This window comes from Amycolatopsis tolypomycina, assembly GCF_900105945.1.
GTDB classification, from domain to species: Bacteria; Actinomycetota; Actinomycetes; order Mycobacteriales; family Pseudonocardiaceae; genus Amycolatopsis; species Amycolatopsis tolypomycina.
Window position 1 is genome coordinate 3,630,007 of sequence record NZ_FNSO01000004.1, and the last position, 18,573, is coordinate 3,648,579.

The window sequence follows — 18,573 nt, forward strand, 5'->3', positions numbered from 1 at the left end:
GGCGGAACCTGGGGCCGGGCCGCCCGCCGCCTGGTTACCGTCGGGTGTCCGGTCCCCTTCCGTGCTCAGGAGCTTCGTCGTGTCCAACCGCATCGAAACGGCCGCGGCCGTCGCCGGCCTCACCCCGCTGGAGATCCAGGAGCCGGGGCTGCCGGTCGCCTGCCTGTTCGCCGGCATCATCCGGGCGATCGCCTGCCAGGCCGAGCTGGCCAGGGCCGCCCGGTTCAACGCGCAGCGCCAGAACTTCTACAAGGCCGTCGCGAACGACGTCGTGCGCGGCCCCGGCTTCGTGGCCGGCGCGCCCGCGATCGGCACGCCGGCCGACCTGGCCGACCGGAGCAGCGACGAGCTGCTCGCCATCCTGGCCTGAGCCGGGATCAGCCGGCGGGCTCGAACTCGCGGACCGCGTCGAGGGCGGCGCCCATGGCGGCGTTGCCCTCGCGCTCGATCATGATCTCCACCAGGACCGGGCGGCTGGTCCGCTCGGCCTCCTTGCGCGCCCACTCCAGGGACGTGCGGATCTCCCCCGGCTCGTGCACCCGGGTGCCGGAGCAGCCGTAGGCCTCCATGATCTTCACGTTGTCCGTGCCGATCGTGTCGTAGTGGATGTCGACCTCGAAGTTCATCTCGTAGCCGGTTTCGGCCTGCCGGATGAGCCCGAGGTACTCGTTGTTGAGCATGATCAGGACGAAGCCGACGTCGTACTGGGCGGCCACGGCCAGCTCCTCGACGAGGAACTGGAACGAGTAGTCCCCGACCACGCCGACGACCTCGGCGTCCGGCCGCGCCTTCTTGACGCCGATCGCCGCCGGGATCTCCCAGCCGAGCGGGCCGGCCTGGCCGCACACCTGGTAGTGGCGCGGCTTGTGCGCCTGCTGGAACTGGCCCGACCAGATCTGGTAGAGCCCGATCGCGGTGACGAAGTAGGTGTCCTCGCCGAAGGTCTCGTTGATCTCCTTGAACACCCGCGGCGCCTTGATCGGCAGGCTGTCGAAGTCGTCTCGCCGGGGCAGCGCCGCCTTCAGCTCGCCGATCCGGGCCACCCACTCGCGCCGTGGCGGCGCTGTGCGCCTGGCCAGGGCCGTCAGCAGCGCGTCGAGGAATTCCCGCGTGTCGGAGACGATCCCGAGGTCGGGGCCGAACACCTTGCCCAGCTGGGTGGGCTCGATGTCGACGTGGATGAACTTCCGGTCGCCGCGGTAGACCGACAGCTCGCCGGTGTGCCGGTCGCCGAACCGGGCGCCGAGCGCGAGCACGAGGTCGGCCTCCAGGAAGGCCGCGTTCGCCCAGCGCTGGGACGTCTGGATGCCGGCCATCCCGGCGAACAGCTCGTGGTCCTCGGGGAAGCTGCCCTTGCCCATCAGCGTCACCTGCACGGGGACGTCGAGCCGCTCGGCCGCGGCCCGCAGCCGCTCGCTGGCCTCGCCGAGGACGACGCCGCCACCGGCCAGGATCAGCGGGCGCTCGGCGGCCAGCAGCAGGTCCAGCGCGCGCTCGACCCGCGCGGGCGCCGGGGTCACCCGGGTCACCGGCAGCGGCGAGTCGATCGAGGAGTCCCACTCGATGTCCTGCTTCTGGACGTCGATCGGCAGGTCGATGAGGACCGGGCCGGGCCGGCCGGACCGGGCGATCCGGAACGCCTCGCGGAAGATCCACGGCAGCTGCGCGGCCTCCTTGACCTGCACGGCCCATTTCGTCACGGGCTTGGCGATCTCGACGATGTCGACGGCCTGGAAAGCTTCCTGGTGCAGTTTCGTCGTGGCGGCCTGGCCGGTGATGCAGATGATCGGGATCGAGTCCGCGTGCGCGGTGTAGAGCCCGGTGATCATGTTCGTCCCGGCCGGGCCGGACGTGCCGATGGCGACGCCGACGTTGCCGTTCGTCCTGGCCCAGCCGTCGGCCATGTGCGTCGCGCCCTCTTCGTGGCGGACGATCAGGTGCTCGATCGCCCGGCCTTGCAGGGCGTTGTACAGCGGGAGGATCGCGGCGCCGGGGCAGCCGAAGACGGTGTCGACGCCTTCGCTCTCCAGGACGTCGACGACCGCCTGCATCGCGGGGATCCGGGGCATGTCACACCTCCGCCGGGACGCGGCCCGACAACTGTTCGACGACCTTCAGCAAGGCCGAGTGGTCCAGGGAGCCGTACCCCATGGCACGGCCGGCGGCGACGAGCTGGGCGACCAGCCCGGTGAGCGGGAGCGCGACGTCGGCCTGCCGGGCGGCGGCCAGCGCGATCCCCATGTCCTTGTGGTGCAGGTCGATCCGGAAGCCGGGCGTGAACCGGCGGTCCACCATGGACTTGCGCTTGAGTTCGAGGATGCGGCTGCCGGCGAGGCCGCCCGCGAGCACGTCGAGCCCGGTGGCGGCGTCCACACCGGACGCTTCCAGCAGCACGATCGCCTCGGCGACGAGACCGTAGATCCCGCCCACGACGAGCTGGTTCGCGGCCTTGACGACCTGGCCGGCGCCGTGCGGGCCGACGTGCACGATCGTCTTGCCGACGGCGTCGAGGACCGGTTTGGCCGCCGCGAAGTCCGCTTCGAGGCCACCGACCATGATGGACAGTGCCGCCTGCTCGGCGCCGGCCTGCCCACCCGAGACGGGCGCGTCGAGGACGCGGATCTTCCGGTCCCGCGCGGCTTCCGCGATCGCGATCGACGTCTCGGGCCGGATGGTGCTCATGTCGATCAGCAGCGTGCCCGGCTCGGCGGTGTCGAGGACACCGCCGTCGGCCAGCACGACCTCCTCGACCTGCGGGTGGTTCGGCAGCATCGTGATGACGACGTCGGCGCCGGCCACCGCGTCCGCGACGCCGGTCGCGGCCCGCCCGCCGGCCGCTGCCAGCTTCTCCCCCGCGGCCGGGGTGACGTCGTAGCCGCTGACGTCGTGACCGGCCGCGACCAGGTGCGCGGCCATCGGGGCGCCCATCACGCCCAGTCCGATGAATCCCAGTTTCATGCTCGTCCCCTTCGGGTTTTCGGCAGCCAGGCCAGCGACGTGAGCGTGTCGGGCTCCGGGACGTACTCGATCCCGACGAACCCCGCGTAGCCCGCGTTCTGCAGCTTCGCGAGGTGCCCGTCGATGTCGAGTTCGCCGGTGCCGGGCTGGTGGCGGCCGGGAGCGTCGGCGATCTGCACGTGCCCGATCCGGGCGAGGTGGGTCGTCGCCAGCGCGTCCAGGTCGTCACCGTTGACTGCCAGGTGGTAGAGGTCGGCCAGCAGCCGCACGTTTTCGCGCCCGAGGTCGTCGAGCACGGCCACGGCGTCCGCGGCGGTCTTGAGGGGGTAGGCGTCCGCGCCGGAGAGCGGTTCGAGGACCAGCTGCGCCCCGATCCGCGCGGCGGCGTCGGCGGCCTTGTCCAGGTGCGCCCGGGCGAGGTCGTCCTGCTTGGCCGGGTCCTCGCCGTCGAGCCGGTTGCCGTAGAGCGCGTTGAAGCTCCGGCACCCGGTGCGTTCGGCGATGCCGAGGGCGACGACGAGACTGTCGGCGAACTCGGTCTCCCGGCCGAGCCAGCTCACCAGCCCCCGCTCCCCGGCCGCCATGTCCCCGGCGTAGAAGTTCAGCCCGCGCAGCCGGACCCCGTCGAGGCTGCCGACGAAGGCGTCCACGTCTTCGCGCGCGGGCACCGCGGAGTCGAAGGGCCACCAGAACTCGACATCGGTGAACCCGGCCTCCCGCGCGGCGGCGGCGCGCTCGAGGAGCGGGACCTCCTTGAACAGGATCGACAGGTTGGCGACGTACGGCAGGGAGTGGCCCTCTTCAGGCATCGCGACCTCGAATTTCACTATCCGGAATTTTTCTTTCGCATATCGAGAATAGCTGCTGACCTGCGCCGGGGTCAACGCCAAGACGCCGAAGGCGCCGCGACTCGACGAGTCACGGCGCCTTCGGGTGAACGGGGTGCCGCTACCTGTTCTGGACGTGCTGCCAGCCGAAGCGGCCCTTGATGCAGAGGTTCCCGTGCGTCACGGAGCTTTCGTGCGGCGAGGTCACCTTCACGATCTCGTTGTCCTGGACGTGCAGCGTGAGATTGCACCCGACCCCGCAGAACGTGCACACGGTCGTCGTCTGCTTCTGCCGTGACTCGTCCCAGGTGCCGTCCTCGCGCTTGTCGTACTCGCGCTTGAAGCTCAGCGCTCCGGTCGGGCACACCTCGACGCAGTTGCCGCAGTACACGCAGGCGCTGTCGGGCAACGGGTTCGAGAACTCCGTCGAGATCCGCGCGTCGAAGCCGCGGCCGGCGACGCTGATGGCGAACGAGTTCTGCCACTGCTCGCCGCAGGCGTCGACGCACTTGTAGCAGAGGATGCACTTCCCGTAGTCCCGGACGTACAGCTCGTTGTCCACCAACGCCGGTTGGGCCACCGTCGCCGCGTCCGGGCCGAAGCGGTCCGGGTCCGCGCCGGTCTCCGCGATCCACTCCGCGACGCCCGGCGTTGTCGACAGGTCCGTGGCCGACGCCAGGAGTTCGAGGACGACCTTGCGGCTCGTGCGTGTCCGCTCCGAATCCGTGTGCACGACCATGCCCGGCTCGGCCTTGCGGGAGCACGACGGCACCAGTGTTCGCGAGCCTTCGACCTCGACCATGCAGACACGACAGGCGTTCGCCGGTTCGAGGGTGTCGCCGTAGCAGAGCGTCGGGATGTCCTTGCCCGCCGCCGTGCACGCGTCGAGGATCGTCGAGCCTTCGGGGACGCGGACCGTCGATCCGTCCACAGTGAACTCGACCAGCCGCTTCGGAATTCCGATGTCCACAATGGTCACTTGAGCGCTCCCAGCCGGTCGATCGCGGATTCGATGGCGTTCCAGGCGGTCTGGCCGAGGCCGCAGATCGACGAGTCCCGCATGACTCCGCCCACCTCGCGCAGCAGCGGCCGCTCGTCGGACTTGGCCGCCAGGACGCGCCGGATCGCCTCCTCCTGGCGTACCGTCCCGATCCGGCAGGGGACGCACTGGCCGCACGACTCGTCGCGGAAGAACTCGGCGATCCGCAGCAGGAACCCACCCAGGTCCACGAGGTCGTCGAGGACCAGGACCACCCCCGAGCCGAGCGTGGTCTTCGCCGCTCGTGCGTCCTCGAACGTCAGCGGCAGGTCCAGCTCGTCCGGCCGGACGAACCCGCCGGCCGCGCCGCCCAGCAGGATCGCGCGCAGCGAGCGGCCCTCCGGTACTCCCCCGGCCAACGCCAGCAGTTCGCGCAGGGAAGTTCCGAACGGTACTTCGTAGACCCCGGGCCGCTCGACGTTGCCGGACAGGCAGAACAGCTTCGGCCCGGCCGAAGCCGCCGTGCCGAGCGAACGGTACGCGGCCGCCCCCTCGGTGAGGATCAGCGGCACGTTGACGAGCGTCTCGACGTTGTTCACCACGGTCGGCTTGCCGAACAGGCCCTGCTCGACCGGGAACGGCGGCTTCGTCCGGGGCTCCCCGCGGAAGCCCTCGATCGAGTTGAAGATCGCCGTTTCCTCGCCGCAGATGTAGGCGCCCGCGCCACGCCGGATCTCGATGTCGAACGAGAAGCCCGCGTGGCCCATGACGTCCTCGCCGAGGAACCCGCGCTCGCGGGCGGCCGCCAGCGCGTTCCGCAGCAGCCGCAGCGCGCGCGGGTACTCGCCGCGCAGGTAGACGTACCCGCGGGTCGCACCGATCGCGTACGCGGCGATCGTCATCGCCTCGACCAGCGCGAACGGGTCGCCTTCCAGCAGTACCCGGTCCTTGAACGTGCCCGGCTCGCTCTCGTCGGCGTTGCACACCAGGTAGTGCGGCCCGGCGGGCTGGGCGGCGGTGGCCGCCCACTTGCGCCCGGTCGGGAACGCGGCGCCGCCGCGGCCGAGCAGCCCGGAGTCGGTGACCTCGCGGATGACCGCGGCCTGTCCCATCCGCAGGGCGTTGCGCAGGGCCGCGTAGCCGCCGGTGGCCCGGTAGTCGTCCAAACTGGACGGATCGACGACGCCGACCCGGCGCAGCAGCCGCAGCCCGTCCCGCTGGTGGATCACCGGCGGGGCCCCCTCCGAACCAGCCGGCTCCCGTCCGGCGGCCAGCACGGCCGACGCGCCGGTGACCGGGGCGACGAGTTCCGTCGTCGCCGGGTCGCCGGCCTGGAACGTCAGCGCCGCGGGGGCCCGTTCGCAGACGCCGAGGCACGGGCTGTGCTGCCACGTGACCCCGCCGCGCGCCTTCCCCGCGGCGCCGACGTGCTCGGTGAGGACATCGCATACAGTATCCGCGCCGCTGATCCGGCAGGCCAGGTCGGTGCACACGTGCACCACCCGCTCCGGCCGCTCCTCGAGCGCGAACAGCGAGTAGAAGCTCGCCACGCCGTACGCGTCGGCCGGGGGCACGTGCAGCGTCTCGCAGATGAGGTTGAGCGCGCCCTGGCTGATCCAGCCGACCCGGTCGTTGACCGCGTGCAGCGCGGGCAGCAGCTGGTCACGGCCCCCGCCGGCGAACCCGGCCAGGGCTTCCCGCTCTTCGTGCGACGCGAGCGCGTCCAGGAGCTTGAGGTCCACCTCAGACCTCCACCGGCAGCTTGTCGACGCGGATGGCGGCGGCCTTGTACTCGGCGGTCCCGGCGATCGGGCAGGTGGCTTCGATGGTGATGACGTTGACGTCGACCTCGTCCGGGAAGTGGAAGGTCATGAACGCGAGCCCCGGTTTCAGGCCCTTGTCCAGCCGCACCGGCGCGACGATCGCACCACGCCGCGACGAGATCTGGACCAGTTCGTCGGGTTCGACGCCGAGCGCGCGTGCGTCTTCGGGGCAGAGGTCGAGGGTCTCCCCCTGCCGCAGCGGCGACGGGAACCCACCCGACTGGACGCCCGTGTTGTACGAGTCCAGGCGCCGCCCGGTGGTGAGCCGGATCGGGAACTCCTCGGTGAGCAGGTCGACCGGCGGGCTGTGCTCGAGCACCGTGAACGGCGCCGGGCGGCCGCGTTCGGCCGGGTCTTCGGCCCACAGCCGGCCGTGCAGGAACGTCGGTTCGAGGGTGTCTTCGGAGAAGCACGGCCATTGGATCCCGCCGAGCGCTTCGAGCCGGGCGTACGACATCCCGGCGTGCATCGGCGACAGCGACCGCAGCTCGTCCCAGACCTCTTCGCCGCCGGTGTAGTGCCAGTCGTGGCCGAGCCGGCGGGCCAGTTCCGACAGCAGCTCGATGTCGTCGCGCGCGCCTTCCGGGGGTTCGAGGGCCTTGCGGACGCGCTGGACCCGCCGTTCGGAGTTGGTGAAGGTGCCGTCGCTCTCGCACCAGGCCGCGCTCGCCGGCAGCACGACGTCGGCCAGCTGCGCGGTCTTGGTCAGGAAGATGTCCTGCACGACCAGGTGGTCGACGTTGGCGAGCCGCTTGATCGTGTGCTCGCAGTCCGCTTCGGACTGCACCGGGTTCTCGCCGATGATGTACACGCAGGTCAGGTCGCCGCGTTCCATCGCGTCGAGCATCTGCGTCAGGTTCAGGCCCTTGTGCGGCGGGATCGACGAGCCCCACGCGGTGTCGAACTTCGCCCGGACGCCGGCGTCGAGGACGTCCTGGAAGCCCGGGAGGCGGTCCGGGATGGCGCCCATGTCGCCGCCGCCCTGGACGTTGTTCTGCCCGCGCAGCGGGTTCAGCCCGGCGCCGTAGCGGCCGACCTGGCCGGCCAGCAGCGCCAGGTTGATCAGCGACAGCACGTTGTCGGTGCCGTTGTGGTGCTCGGTGATGCCGAGGGTCCACGACAGCTGGCCGCGGTCGGCACGGGCGTAGGTGTGGGCGAGTTCGCGGATGAGCTCGGCCGGGACGCCGGTGGTCTTCTCGGCGACCTCCAGGGTCCACGGCTCGACCGACGCGGCGAACTCGGCGAAGCCCTCGGTGGCCCGCTCGATGAACGTCGTGTTCGCCAGTCCGGAGTGGATGATCTCCCGGGCGATGGCGTGGGCGAGCGGGATGTCGGTGCCGACTTCGAGCTGCAGCTGCCGGTGCGCCCAGCTCCCGGTGCTGGTCTGCCGCGGGTCGACGACGAAGAGCTTCGCTCCCTTGTGGACGGCCTTGAGCACGTGGTGGAAGAAGATCGGGTGCGCCTCGCGCGGGTTGCCGCCCCAGATCACGATGACGTCGGCGTCTTCGATCTCCTGGTAGGAGGACGTGCCGCCGCCGCTGCCGAACACGCGGGCCAGCCCGGCGACGCTGGGCGCGTGGCAGGTGCGGTTGCACGAGTCGACGTTGTTCGTGCCGATCACCGCGCGGGTGAACTTCTGCGCGACGAAGTTCATCTCGTTGGTGGCGCGGGCGCACGAGAACATCCCGAACGCCTCGGGCCCCTTCCCGTCCAGGGTGCGGCGGATCCCGGCGGCGGCCCGGTCGAGGGCTTCCGCCCAGGTCGCCGGCCGCAGCACGCCGGAATCACGCACGAGTGGCTGGGTGAGCCGGACGTAGGGCTCGGTGTTCCTGCGCTTCACGGGGACCTCCGGTCAGTGCGACCCGACGGGGACTTTGCTGGTGTGGTCGAGCAGGGAGATGGCGGCGTGGACGTGCCGCAGGGCGGGCGCGGGGACGCCGGTGAGGCCGGCCAGCTCGACGACCGCGCCGATGATCGCGTCGATCTCGAGGGGCTTGCCCGCTTCGAGGTCCTGCAGCATCGACGTCTTGTGGTGGCCGACGCGCCAGGCGCCGTCGATGCGTTTTTCGACCGAGATCTGCGGGTCGGCGCCGGCCGCGCGGGCGATGGCCAGTGTCTCGGTCATCATGGTGGCGACGAGCCGGCGGGTGTCGTCGTGCTCGCACATCTGGGCCATGGTCGCCCGGGTCAGCGCCGACAGCGGGTTGAAGGCGACATTGCCCATCAGCTTGATCCAGATGTCGTTGCGCAGGTCGGCCTCGACCGGCGCCTTGAGCCCGCCGGCGATCATCGCCGCGCTGAGCACCTTGGCGCGCGCCGAGATCTCGCCGTCCGGCTCGCCGAGGGAGAACCGCGTGCCCTCCAGGTGCCGGATGACGCCCGGCTCCTCGATGACGGTCGAGCAGTAGACGACGCAGCCGATCGCCCGCTCCAGGTCGAGCACCGCCGTCACCGAGCCGCCGGGGTCGACGGTCTCGATCCGCTGCCCTTCCAGGGGATGTCCCTGCAGGCCGTGGAAGTACCACCACGGGATGCCGTTCTGCGCGGCGACGATCGCCGTCTCGGGACCGAGCAGCGGGGCGAGCAGTTCGCCGCAGGAGGCGTAGGAATTGGCCTTCAGGCCGAGGAACACGAAGTCGACCTCGCCCACCTTGGCGGGGTCGTCGGTGACGTGGGGGTGGGCGGTGAAGTCGCCGCGCGGGCTGAGCACGCGGACGCCGCGTTCGCGCATCGCGGCGAGATGGGCGCGGCGGGCGATCAGGTGCACCTCGGTCCCGCCGCGGTGCAGCGCGGCCCCGACGTAGGCGCCGATCGCCCCGGCCCCGAGAACAGCCACCTTCATGATGTGCCTCCCTGGTCCTGCGCGTGATTGCATACAGTATCCTGGATCCGCACTCAAAACCAGAGGTCATCCGCCCCGGAACTTCGAGCGCCACTCCGGCGGCGCAACCAAGCGCGACAAACCGGACACTTGGGGTGATGTCGCCCCGCCATCGTTGATCCACATCGGCAGAAAATCGCTGAGCCGGGTGAGATTCTGGGATTTTGCATACCAAAACCTGTATCCTGAATCGAGATCACCGCTTTCCTCTCCGACTCGAGGTGTCCCGTGAGCCAGCCCGCTTCCCCGCTGCCCGACCGCGGCCCGACCGGGCGCCGCACGGCCAAGGGCTCGCTCAGCTCGACCGCCGCCAAGCGCGTCGAACGGCCCGCGCCGCTGCGGCAGGTCGTCTACGAAGCACTCGCCGAACTGATCATCAACCGCACGCTCGAACCGGGTCAGCACCTGGTCGAGGCCGACCTCGCCGAGTACCTCGGCGTGAGCAGGCAGCCGGTCCGGGAAGCTCTGCAGCGGCTGCAGAGCGAAGGCTGGGTCGACCTCCGCCCCGCCCAGGGCGCGTTCGTGCACCTGCCGACCGACGAGGAGGCCGACCAGCTGCTGAGCGTCCGCAGCGTGCTGGAAACGCACTCCGCGAAGCTCGCGGCCGGCAACGCGAAAACAGAGGACGTCTTCCAGCTGCAGGTGCTGCAGCAGGCCGGGATCAAAGCGCTGGCCGAGGAGGACACCGAGGGGTTGGTCGCGGCCAACGCCGCCCTCCACGCCTTCATCACCGAACTGTCCGGGAACAAGGTGCTGGCGGAGCTGATCGGCCTCGTCGACCGCCGGGTCCGCTGGTACTACACGCCGATTGCCCGGCCTCGCGGGCGGGACGCGTGGAACGAGCACGAAGAGCTGATCAACGCGATCGCCGCAAAGGACGCCGACGCGGCCGAGAAGATCATGGCCAAGCACACCGAACGGACCCGCCAGGCCTACCACGAACGTCCGGAGGCTCCCCGATCCTGATTGCGGCAGGACCGGGGAGCGCCCACCGGATCAGCCGCCGGCTGACGCCGACGGCCGGCGCGCCACCAGCTCGGTTTCGGCGAGCTGGTGGCGCTTCCGGCCGGGCTGGCGCAGGAAGAGCGTCAGCACCGCCGAAAGGAGCGCGATGCACCCGGCGAGGATGTACGCGCCCGTGTAGCCCCACACACTGATGACCCCGGCGGCGAGACCGCCGCCGCCGACGCCACCGACCAGTTTCGCGCTGTAGACCAGCCCGTAGTTCGACGCGTTGTTGTTCTCGCCGAAGTAGTCCGGCACCAGCGCCGCGAACAGCGGGTAGAACGCGCCGCCGCCGAAGCCGGTGAGGAACGCGAACACCATGAACAGCACCAGGTTGTGCGTGTTCCCGGCGTAGAGCACGCCGAACTGCGCGACGGCCGCGACCACCAGCACGAGAGTGAGCGTCTGCCGCCGCCCGAGCTTGTCCGACGCCCAGCCGACGACCGCGCGGCCGGTGCCGTTCACCACGGCCAGCACCCCGGCCGACGAGGCGGCGACGAACGCGCCGAAGTGGCTCACCTTCGCGAACGGCACCTGGAAGTTGATGCCGAACAGCGAAACCCCGCCGATGATCACCAGGCACACCCACATCAGCGGGAGCATCCCGGTCCGGACGGCTTCCATCGGCGAGAACTGCTTCACCGCGGGCGGGTTCTTGGCCAGTCCCCCGCTCTTGGCCTGCCGGTCGCGCACCCACGTGAGCGGGTCGACGTCCTTCGGCCACCAGCTCTTCGGCGGGTCCTTGAACAGGAACCCGCAGATCCCGACGGCGACGAGCATGTACACGCCCATGACGTCGAGGATCGTCGAATAGTTGGCCGGGGTGAGGAAGGCGGCGAACACGTAGATGAACGGGACGGCGCCGTAGGCGAACCCGCCGTTGACGAAGCCCGTCCGTGCTCCCCGCTTCTCGGGGTACCACTTGCCGACCATGTTGACGCAGGTCGCGTACACCAGCCCGGCCCCGATGCCGCCCAGCACCGAGTAGCCGGCGAACGCCAGCACGAGGTTGCCGCTGTGCGAAATGGTGAAGTAGCCGACCGCGCTGCACACCGCGCCGGCGAGCATGGCCGTGCGCGCCGACACGATGTTCTTCTCCCGCAGGCGCCCGGCCGGGAACGCGACCGCGGCCTGGAACACCGCCCAGATGCTGGCCAGCCAGAACGCGTCCGACAGCGTCCAGCCGTACTTCTCTTCCAGGGTGCCTTCGACGGCACCCCAGCCGTACTCGAAGACGCTGACCGCCATCATGGCGATCCACGGCAGCCAGACCATCCAGCTGCGCGAGCGGCCCATGATGTCGTGCGGGGTCTCGCCGACGCGGTACACCCGTCCGTTCTCGTCGGTGATCTCCTGGTACTTCGCTGTGGTCATGAAGGATCTCTTTCGTCCGCGCCGACTCGTGCCTTCTGCCGCCGAGCCGGACGTCAGCCGGTGGCGGGGCGCGCGACGAGCTCGGTTTCGGCGAGCTCGGTACGCATTCCGCCGGGCTTGCGCCCCGGCTGGCGCAGGAACAAGGCGAGGCCGGCGGCGAGCAGGCTCGTCGCGGCCGCCAGGTAGAAGGCCGCGCCGTAGCCCCACCCGTCGATGACCAGCTTCCCGAGGCCAGCGCCGACGATGCCCGAAACGAGCTTCGAGCTGTAGACGAGGCCGTAGTTGCTGGCGTTGTTGTTCTCGCCGAAGTAGTCCGCGGTCAGCGCGGCGAACAGCGGGAAGATCGCGCCGCCGCCGAACCCGGAGATCATCGACGCCAGCAGGAACAGCGGCATGCTGCCGATCGAGCCGGACAGGTACACCGCGATCTGGGCGAGCCCCAGCACCACGCAGACGAGCAGCAGCGTCTGCCGCCTGCCGTACCGGTCGGAGATCCAGCCGATCACCCCGCGCCCGGCGCCGTTGATGACCGCCTTGAGGCTCATCGCCAGCGCGACGATGCCGCCGGCGAAGCCCATCTCCTTGCCGAACGGGACCTGCGCGGAGATGCCGAAGATGTTGACGCCCGCCGTGCACAGCAGGCAGATCCACATCAGCGGCAGCATCCCGGTCTTCAGCGCCTCCCGCGGCGTGAACTGCTTGACCGCGGGCGGGTTCTTCGCCAGCGACCGGCGGACGCGCGGGTCGTCGGACACCTTCAGCGGGTCGACGTGCGCCGGCCACCAGTTCTTCGGCGGGTCGCGGAAGAAGAACCCGCTGACCGCGACGGCGGCGGCCAGGAACAGCCCGACCGCGGGCAGGATGCTGCCGTAGTTGCCCAGGTCCAGGTAGTTCGTGAAGATGAAGATGAACGGGACCGAGCCGTAGGCGAACCCGCCGTTGACGAAGCCCGTCTTGCCGCCCTTGCGCTCCGGGTACCACTTGCCGACCATGTTGATGCAGGTCGCGTAGACGAACCCGGCGCCGCCACCGCCGAAGAGGCCGAAGCCGACGTAGGCCCAGAAGACGCTCGGCGAGTAGGCCAGCGCCAGGTAGCCGAGCACGGTGCCGGCGGAGCCGAGGAGCATCGCCGACCGGGCCGACAACCTGCCGCTTTCCCGCAGCTTGCCCGCCGGGAAGGCCACCGCCGCCTGGAAGAAGACCCAGACGGCCAGCAGCCAGAAGATGTGGGCGCCGTGCCAGCCGTGCGCCGCGGACAAGGTGTCCTCGGCCGAGGTGAACGCGTATTCCGAGGAGCTGATGGCCATCATGGCCACCCAGGGCAGGACGACCATCGTCCACCGTGGCCTGCCCATGATGTCCCGGTCGGTCTCGCCGACCCGGTACATTCTTCCGTTCTTGTCAGTGATCTCCTGGTACGTGGCTGCGGTCATAAGAGTTCTCTTTCGTCACCATTGACTCGAATCCCTCTGTTGCCGTCGTGCGGGTGGATCATCGTCCTTTCCTTGTGTGTGGGCCAGCCCCTGTGGAGGACGCTCAGAGCAGGCCCGCGGCCCGCGCCCAGCGGTACTTCGCGCCGAGCACGGCGACGGGCTTTTCGGTCGTGTACGGGTAGGCGACGATGCCGTGGTCGTAGAGGTAGTCGCTGGCTTCCTCGACTTCGACGTCCCCGGACAGCGACGCGACGACCGGCTTGTGGATGCCTTTCGCGCGGTACTCCCCGACCACTTCGGACACCAGTTCCGCGAACACCATCGGCGGGGTGACGATGGTGTGCCAGTAGCCCAGGATCAGGGCGTGGATGCGGTCGTCCTCGAGGCCGAGCGCGATCGTGTTGCGGTAGGTCGAGGGCGGCTCGCCGCCGGTGATGTCCACCGGGTTGCCCGCCGCGCCGAACGGCGGGATGAACTTCCGGAACGCCGTGTCGAGGTCCGGCGGGATCGCCATCAGGTCGAGGCCGTGGTCGACGCAGGCGTCCGAGAGCAGCACGCCCGAGCCGCCGGCCCCGGTGATGATGACGACGTTCTCGCCCTGCGGCGTGGGCAGCAGCGGGATGCCGCGGGCGTACTCGAGCATGTCGTTCAGCCCGGGCGCCCGGATCACGCCGCTCTGGCGCAGGATGTCGTCGTAGACCTTGTCGTTGCCGGCCAGCGCGCCGGTGTGCGAGCTCGCCGCCTTCGCGCCCTGCGACGTCCGGCCCGCCTTCAGCACCACAACCGGCTTGCGCTGCGAGACCCGCTTCGCCGTCTCCGCGAACGCGCGCCCGTCCTTGAGGTCCTCGAGGTGCATGGCGACGAGCTGGGTGTTGTCGTCCTGCTCGAAGAAGGTGAGCAGGTCGTCCTCGTCGATGTCGGCCTTGTTGCCGACGCCGACGATCGAGGAGACACCCATCTTCGCCGAGCGGCTGAAGCCGAGGATCGCCATCCCGATGCCGCCGCTCTGCGACGACAGGGCCACGCCGCCCTTGACGTCATACGGTGTACAGAATGTCGCCGACAGGTTTTCCGGCGTGTAGTAGTAGCCGTAGATGTTCGGCCCGAGGATGCGGACGCCGTGCTTGCGCGCGATGGCGACGACCTCGTCCTGGAGCTCGATGTTGCCGGTCTCGCCGAAGCCGGACGGGATGAGGATCGCGCCCGCCACGCCTTTCTTCCCGGCTTCCTCGAGCGCCGCGGGCACGAACTTGGCCGGGATGGCGAAGACCGCGACGTCGACGTCGCCGGGGACGTCGGCGATGCTCGCGTAGGCCTTGCGGTCGAGGATCTCGGCGGCCTTGGGGTTGATCGGGTGGATCTCGCCCGCGTACCCGCCGTTGACCAGGTTCTTCATCACCGAGTTGCCGATCTTCCCGGCCTCGGCCGACGCGCCGATCACGGCGACCGCCGCCGGCTTCATGATCCGGTTCATCGAGGCGAGGATTTCCTCCTGGGTGAACCGGTGCGGCTCCTGCGCCGCGTCCGGGTCGACCAGGATGCGGACGTCGACCGCGGTGGCGCCGCTCGTGGTGGCGAGCACCGGGTTGAGGTCCACCTCGGACAGCTGCGGGAAGTCGGTGACCAGCTCGCCGAGGCCGGTGATCACGGCAGCGAGGGCGTCTCGGTCGACGGGATCCGCGCCACGGACACCACGGAGGATTTCGGCTGCTTGGATACCGTCGACCATCGACAGGGCTTCTTCGGTGCTTGTCGGCGCGAGCCGGAAGGTGACGTCCTTGAGCACCTCCACCAGCACTCCGCCGAGGCCGAAGGCGACGATCTTGCCGAACGTCGGGTCGGTGACGGACCCGATGATCACTTCCTGGCCTTCGGTGAGCATCTGCTGCACCTGGACGCCGAGGATGCGTGCCTCGACGTCGTAGGCCTTCGCGTTCTCGACGATCTGCGCGAAGCCCGCCTGCACCGCTTCGGCGTCTTGCAGCCCGACGAGCACGCCGCCGGCCTCGGTCTTGTGCAGGATGTCCGGTGAGACGATCTTGAGCACCACCGGCAGGCCGATGTCTTCGGCGTGGGCCACGGCTTCCTCCGCCGTGATCGCCAGCCGCTCGGCCGGGGTCGGGATACCGTAGGCCTCGCAGACCGCACGCCCCTCGGGCGCGGTCAGCGACGAGCGCCCCTCGGCCGCCGCCTGCTCCAGGATCTTTTCGACCGCCGCGCGATCCCCCACGTCAGATCACCCCCGCCGCGCGGAACTTGTCGAGTTCCGCTTCGCTGTAGCCGAGCTCGGTCAGTACCTCGTCGTTGTGCTCGCCGAGCAGCGGCGACCGGTGGATCTCGACGGGCGAGTCGGACAGCTTGAGCGGGCAGCCGACGGTCTTGAAGGTGCCGCGCTCGGGGTGCGGGACCTCGACGACCGAGCCGAGCTCGGCCAGCGTCTCGTCCTCGATCAGCTCCTTCGTGGACAAGATGGGACCGCAGGGGATGTTGTGGGCGTTGAGCTTCTCCATCACTTCCCACTTGGTGTGCTTCTCGGTCCACTCCTCGACGAGCGCGAACATCTTGTCCAGTTTGGACAGCCGCACCTCCGGCGTGGCCCACGCGGGGTCGTCGGCCAGCTCGGCCTTGCCGATCAGCCGGGCCAGAGGCGCCCAGCCGGGCGGCTGGACGATCACGTAGATGTAGTCGTTCGGCCCGCCGGGCGCGCACTTGACGGCCCAGCCGGGCTGGCCGCCGCCGGAGGCGTTGCCCGAGCGCGGGACCTCGTCGCCGAACTGGTCGTTCGGGTACTCCCCCAGCGGGCCGTGGGCCAGCCGCTGCTGGTCGCGGAGCTTGACGCGGCACAGGTTGAGCACGGCGTCCTGCATGGCGACCTGGACGCGCTGGCCGCGGCCGGTGGAGGTCCGCTGGTACAGCGCGGCGAGGATGGCGGCCACCAGGTGGATGCCGGTGCCGGAGTCGCCGATCTGGGCACCGGTGGCGGTCGGCGGCCCGTCCTCGAAGCCGGTGGTGCTCATCGCGCCGCCCATGGCCTGCGCGACCACCTCGTAGGCCTTGAAGTCGGCGTAGCGGCCGGGACCGAACCCCTTGATGGAGGCGTAGACCAGCCGCGGGTTGAGCGCGGCCAGCTTCTCCCAGGGATAGCCGAACCGGTCGACCACGCCCGGGCCGAAGTTCTCGACGAGGACGTCCACTCCGGACACGAGCTTCTCGAAGACTTCCTTGCCCTCGTCGCTCTTCATGTTGAGCGTGATGCTGCGCTTGTTCGCGTTCAGCATCGTGAAGTAGAGACTGTCGACGCCGGGAAGGTCGCGCAGCTGCCCGCGGGTGATGTCGCCGCGGCCGGGGGTTTCGAGCTTGATCACGTCCGCGCCGAGCCAGGCGAGCAGCTGCGTCGACGACGGACCGGATTGCACGTGGGTCATGTCGAGGACGCGGACGCCCTCCAGTGCCTTGCCCATGCCTTGGCCTCCGCTCACTTGTACATGGTCTGGTTCATGGTTCCGGGGGCGTACACGTCGGGATCGACCCAGACGTTGATCAGCGACGGCAGGCCGGATTCGCGTCCCCGCAGCAGCGCCGGCCCGATGTCCGCCGGGTCGCGGACCTCTTCGCCGTAGCCGCCGAGCATCCGCGCGAACTCGTCGTAGCGGACGTCGCCGAGGGTGTTGCCGACGCGCTCGCGGGGCAGCCCGTACTTCGCGGCCTGGCCGTAGCGGATCTGGTTCATCGACGAGTTGTTGCCGACGATCCCGACGAAGGGGAGGTTGAACCGCACGAGCGTCTCGAAGTCCCAGCCGGTGAGGCTGAAGGCGCCGTCACCGAAGAGGGCGACGACCTCCTTGTCCGGGCGCGCGTGCTTCGCGGCCAGGACGAACGGGATGCCGACCCCGAGCGTCCCGAGCGGACCGGGGTCCATCCAGTGGCCGGGCGACTTCGGCTGGACGACCTGGCCGGAGAAGGTGACGATGTCGCCGCCGTCGCCGATGTAGATGGAGTCCTCGGTGAGGAACTCGTTGATCTCGTGGACCAGCCGGTACGGGTGGATCGGGCTCGCGTCGGAGTGCTGCAGCGGCAGCCGCTTCTGCTTCGCTTTCTCCTCCACCGCCTGGAGTTCTTCGAGCCAGGTCTTGCGACCGACGGCGCCGTTGTCGGTGCGGCCGGACGCGGCCTCGGCGACGGCGGCGAGGACCTGCCCGGCGTCGCCGACGATGCCGAGGTCGACGTCGCGGTTCTTGCCGACCGTGCGGTAGTCGAGGTCGATCTGGACGACGGTGGCGTCCTTCGACAGGCGCTTGCCGTAGCCCATCCGGAAGTCGAACGGGGTGCCGACGATGACGATGACGTCGGCGTTGTCGAAGGCGTACCGGCGCGAGAGCTGGAAGTGGTGCGGGTCGCCCGGCGGCAGCGTGCCACGGCCGGCGCCGTTCATGTAGGCCGGGATGTTCAACGTCCGGACCAGCTCGGTCGCCGGGCCGGTCGCCCGGGTGGTCCAGACCTGACTGCCGAGCAGGATGGCCGGCTTCTTGGCGTGCACCAGCAGGTCGGCGAGCTTCTCGACGTCCGCGGGGTCGCCCGCGTTCTTCGTCGACGCGCGATAGCGGCCGGCTTCGGGGATCCGCGCGTTCTGGAGCGGGACGCGCGCGTCGAGGACGTCACGCGGGATCTCCAGGAAGGACGGTCCCGGCGCACCGGCGTAGGCCTCGCGGAAAGCCATGCTCACCAGGTCGGCGACGCGGGCGGTGTGCGGGACGGTGGCGGCGAACTTGGTGATCGGCGTCATCATGTCCACGTGCGGGAGGTCCTGCAGGGACCCCATCTTGTGCTGGGTCAGCGCGCCCTGGCCGCCGATCAGCAGCATCGGGCTCTCCGCGCGCAGGGCGTTCGCGACCCCGGTGACGGCGTCGGTGGTGCCCGGGCCGGCGGTGACGACCGCGCAGCCGGGCTTGCCGGTGATCCGCGCGTAGCCGTCGGCCGCGTGCGCCGCGACCTGTTCGTGCCGGACGTCGATGACCTCGATGCCTTCGTCGACGCAGCCGTCGTAGATGTCGATGATGTGGCCGCCGCACAGGGTGAAGATCGTGTCGACCCCTTCGGCCTTCAACGCCTTGGCCACCAGGTGGCCGCCAGATATCTCCGTGGCGGGCGCGGGCTCGGCGCCGTTGGTCGCTGCGGCACTCTCCCCCGCGGTCGTGCCGGTCGTGGTCAGCGCCATGGCTCAACTCCTCTGGTCCGCCACCGGATCTCTCTTGTCCGGCGGTGCGTGTCGCCTTCTCCGAGGTCAGCGGCCCCA

14 protein-coding genes are annotated in these 18,573 nt (G+C 70.0%); 2 read left to right on the forward strand and 12 right to left on the reverse strand.

Annotated elements, in window-relative coordinates; translation table 11 throughout:
• Positions 1-79 precede the first annotated feature (79 nt).
• Complete coding sequence (locus tag BLW76_RS26605; protein WP_091312116.1) at positions 80-370, forward strand: hypothetical protein; 291 nt, start codon at positions 80-82, stop codon at positions 368-370.
• 7 nt (positions 371-377) lie between these two features.
• Here the strand turns inward: BLW76_RS26605 and gcl are convergent, their stop codons facing one another.
• From gcl to BLW76_RS26640, 7 genes are all read right to left on the reverse strand, one after another.
• On the reverse strand, positions 378-2,069 hold the full coding sequence (gene gcl / locus BLW76_RS26610) for a glyoxylate carboligase (RefSeq protein WP_091312117.1): 1,692 nt from the start codon (positions 2,067-2,069) through the stop codon (positions 378-380).
• Between the two features lies 1 nt (position 2,070).
• Positions 2,071-2,958: a 2-hydroxy-3-oxopropionate reductase gene (locus tag BLW76_RS26615; protein ID WP_091312120.1), complete on the reverse strand. Its 888-nt coding sequence runs from the start codon at positions 2,956-2,958 to the stop codon at positions 2,071-2,073.
• A complete protein-coding gene (locus BLW76_RS26620; RefSeq protein WP_208613389.1) occupies positions 2,955-3,767 on the reverse strand; it encodes a hydroxypyruvate isomerase family protein in 813 nt (270 codons plus the stop codon). Before BLW76_RS26620 ends, BLW76_RS26615 begins: the two co-directional genes overlap by 4 nt.
• Positions 3,768-3,906: 139 nt before the next feature.
• The gene (locus BLW76_RS26625) at positions 3,907-4,764 is read right to left on the reverse strand and encodes a 2Fe-2S iron-sulfur cluster-binding protein (protein ID WP_091312123.1); all 858 of its coding nucleotides are present in this window, start codon (positions 4,762-4,764) and stop codon (positions 3,907-3,909) included.
• Positions 4,761-6,506, reverse strand: coding sequence for an NAD(P)H-dependent oxidoreductase subunit E (locus BLW76_RS26630; protein ID WP_091312125.1), 1,746 nt, complete (start codon positions 6,504-6,506; stop codon positions 4,761-4,763). The genes BLW76_RS26625 and BLW76_RS26630 overlap by 4 nt, the downstream gene beginning before the upstream one ends.
• 1 nt (position 6,507) lies before the next feature.
• A complete protein-coding gene (locus tag BLW76_RS26635) occupies positions 6,508-8,427 on the reverse strand; it encodes a molybdopterin oxidoreductase family protein (RefSeq protein ID WP_091312128.1) in 1,920 nt (639 codons plus the stop codon).
• Between the two features lie 12 nt (positions 8,428-8,439).
• On the reverse strand, positions 8,440-9,429 hold the full coding sequence (locus BLW76_RS26640; protein WP_091312129.1) for a 2-dehydropantoate 2-reductase: 990 nt from the start codon (positions 9,427-9,429) through the stop codon (positions 8,440-8,442).
• Between the two features lie 267 nt (positions 9,430-9,696).
• Between BLW76_RS26640 and BLW76_RS26645 the strand changes: the two genes are divergently transcribed.
• Positions 9,697-10,434, forward strand: coding sequence for a GntR family transcriptional regulator (locus BLW76_RS26645; protein WP_091312132.1), 738 nt, complete (start codon positions 9,697-9,699; stop codon positions 10,432-10,434).
• A gap of 30 nt (positions 10,435-10,464) precedes the next feature.
• Here the strand turns inward: BLW76_RS26645 and BLW76_RS26650 are convergent, their stop codons facing one another.
• From BLW76_RS26650 to BLW76_RS26670, 5 genes are all read right to left on the reverse strand, one after another.
• Positions 10,465-11,847: an OFA family MFS transporter gene (locus BLW76_RS26650; RefSeq protein ID WP_091312133.1), complete on the reverse strand. Its 1,383-nt coding sequence runs from the start codon at positions 11,845-11,847 to the stop codon at positions 10,465-10,467.
• Between the two features lie 53 nt (positions 11,848-11,900).
• Positions 11,901-13,280, reverse strand: coding sequence for an OFA family MFS transporter (locus BLW76_RS26655; protein WP_091312136.1), 1,380 nt, complete (start codon positions 13,278-13,280; stop codon positions 11,901-11,903).
• A gap of 103 nt (positions 13,281-13,383) precedes the next feature.
• Positions 13,384-15,510, reverse strand: a complete 2,127-nt coding sequence (locus tag BLW76_RS26660; RefSeq protein WP_091312137.1) for an acetate--CoA ligase family protein — start codon at positions 15,508-15,510, stop codon at positions 13,384-13,386.
• A 1-nt stretch (position 15,511) separates the two neighbouring features.
• On the reverse strand, positions 15,512-16,741 hold the full coding sequence (gene frc / locus BLW76_RS26665; protein ID WP_091312140.1) for a formyl-CoA transferase: 1,230 nt from the start codon (positions 16,739-16,741) through the stop codon (positions 15,512-15,514).
• A 14-nt stretch (positions 16,742-16,755) separates the two neighbouring features.
• Positions 16,756-18,495, reverse strand: a complete 1,740-nt coding sequence (locus tag BLW76_RS26670; RefSeq protein ID WP_208613390.1) for a thiamine pyrophosphate-binding protein — start codon at positions 18,493-18,495, stop codon at positions 16,756-16,758.
• Positions 18,496-18,573 lie beyond the last annotated feature (78 nt).

Bases quoted from the DNA above. Each gene is read 5' to 3' on its own strand.
- frc (WP_091312140.1), bottom strand. From the start codon at position 16,741: ATGGGCAAGGCACTGGAGGGCGTCCGCGTCCTCGACATGACCCACGTG.
- BLW76_RS26615 (WP_091312120.1), bottom strand. From the start codon at position 2,958: ATGAAACTGGGATTCATCGGACTGGGCGTGATGGGCGCCCCGATGGCC.
- BLW76_RS26670 (WP_208613390.1), bottom strand. From the start codon at position 18,495: ATGGCGCTGACCACGACCGGCACGACCGCGGGGGAGAGTGCCGCAGCG.
- BLW76_RS26620 (WP_208613389.1), bottom strand. From the start codon at position 3,767: ATGCCTGAAGAGGGCCACTCCCTGCCGTACGTCGCCAACCTGTCGATC.
- BLW76_RS26640 (WP_091312129.1), bottom strand. From the start codon at position 9,429: ATGAAGGTGGCTGTTCTCGGGGCCGGGGCGATCGGCGCCTACGTCGGG.
- BLW76_RS26650 (WP_091312133.1), bottom strand. From the start codon at position 11,847: ATGACCACAGCGAAGTACCAGGAGATCACCGACGAGAACGGACGGGTG.
- gcl (WP_091312117.1), bottom strand. From the start codon at position 2,069: ATGCCCCGGATCCCCGCGATGCAGGCGGTCGTCGACGTCCTGGAGAGC.
- BLW76_RS26655 (WP_091312136.1), bottom strand. From the start codon at position 13,280: ATGACCGCAGCCACGTACCAGGAGATCACTGACAAGAACGGAAGAATG.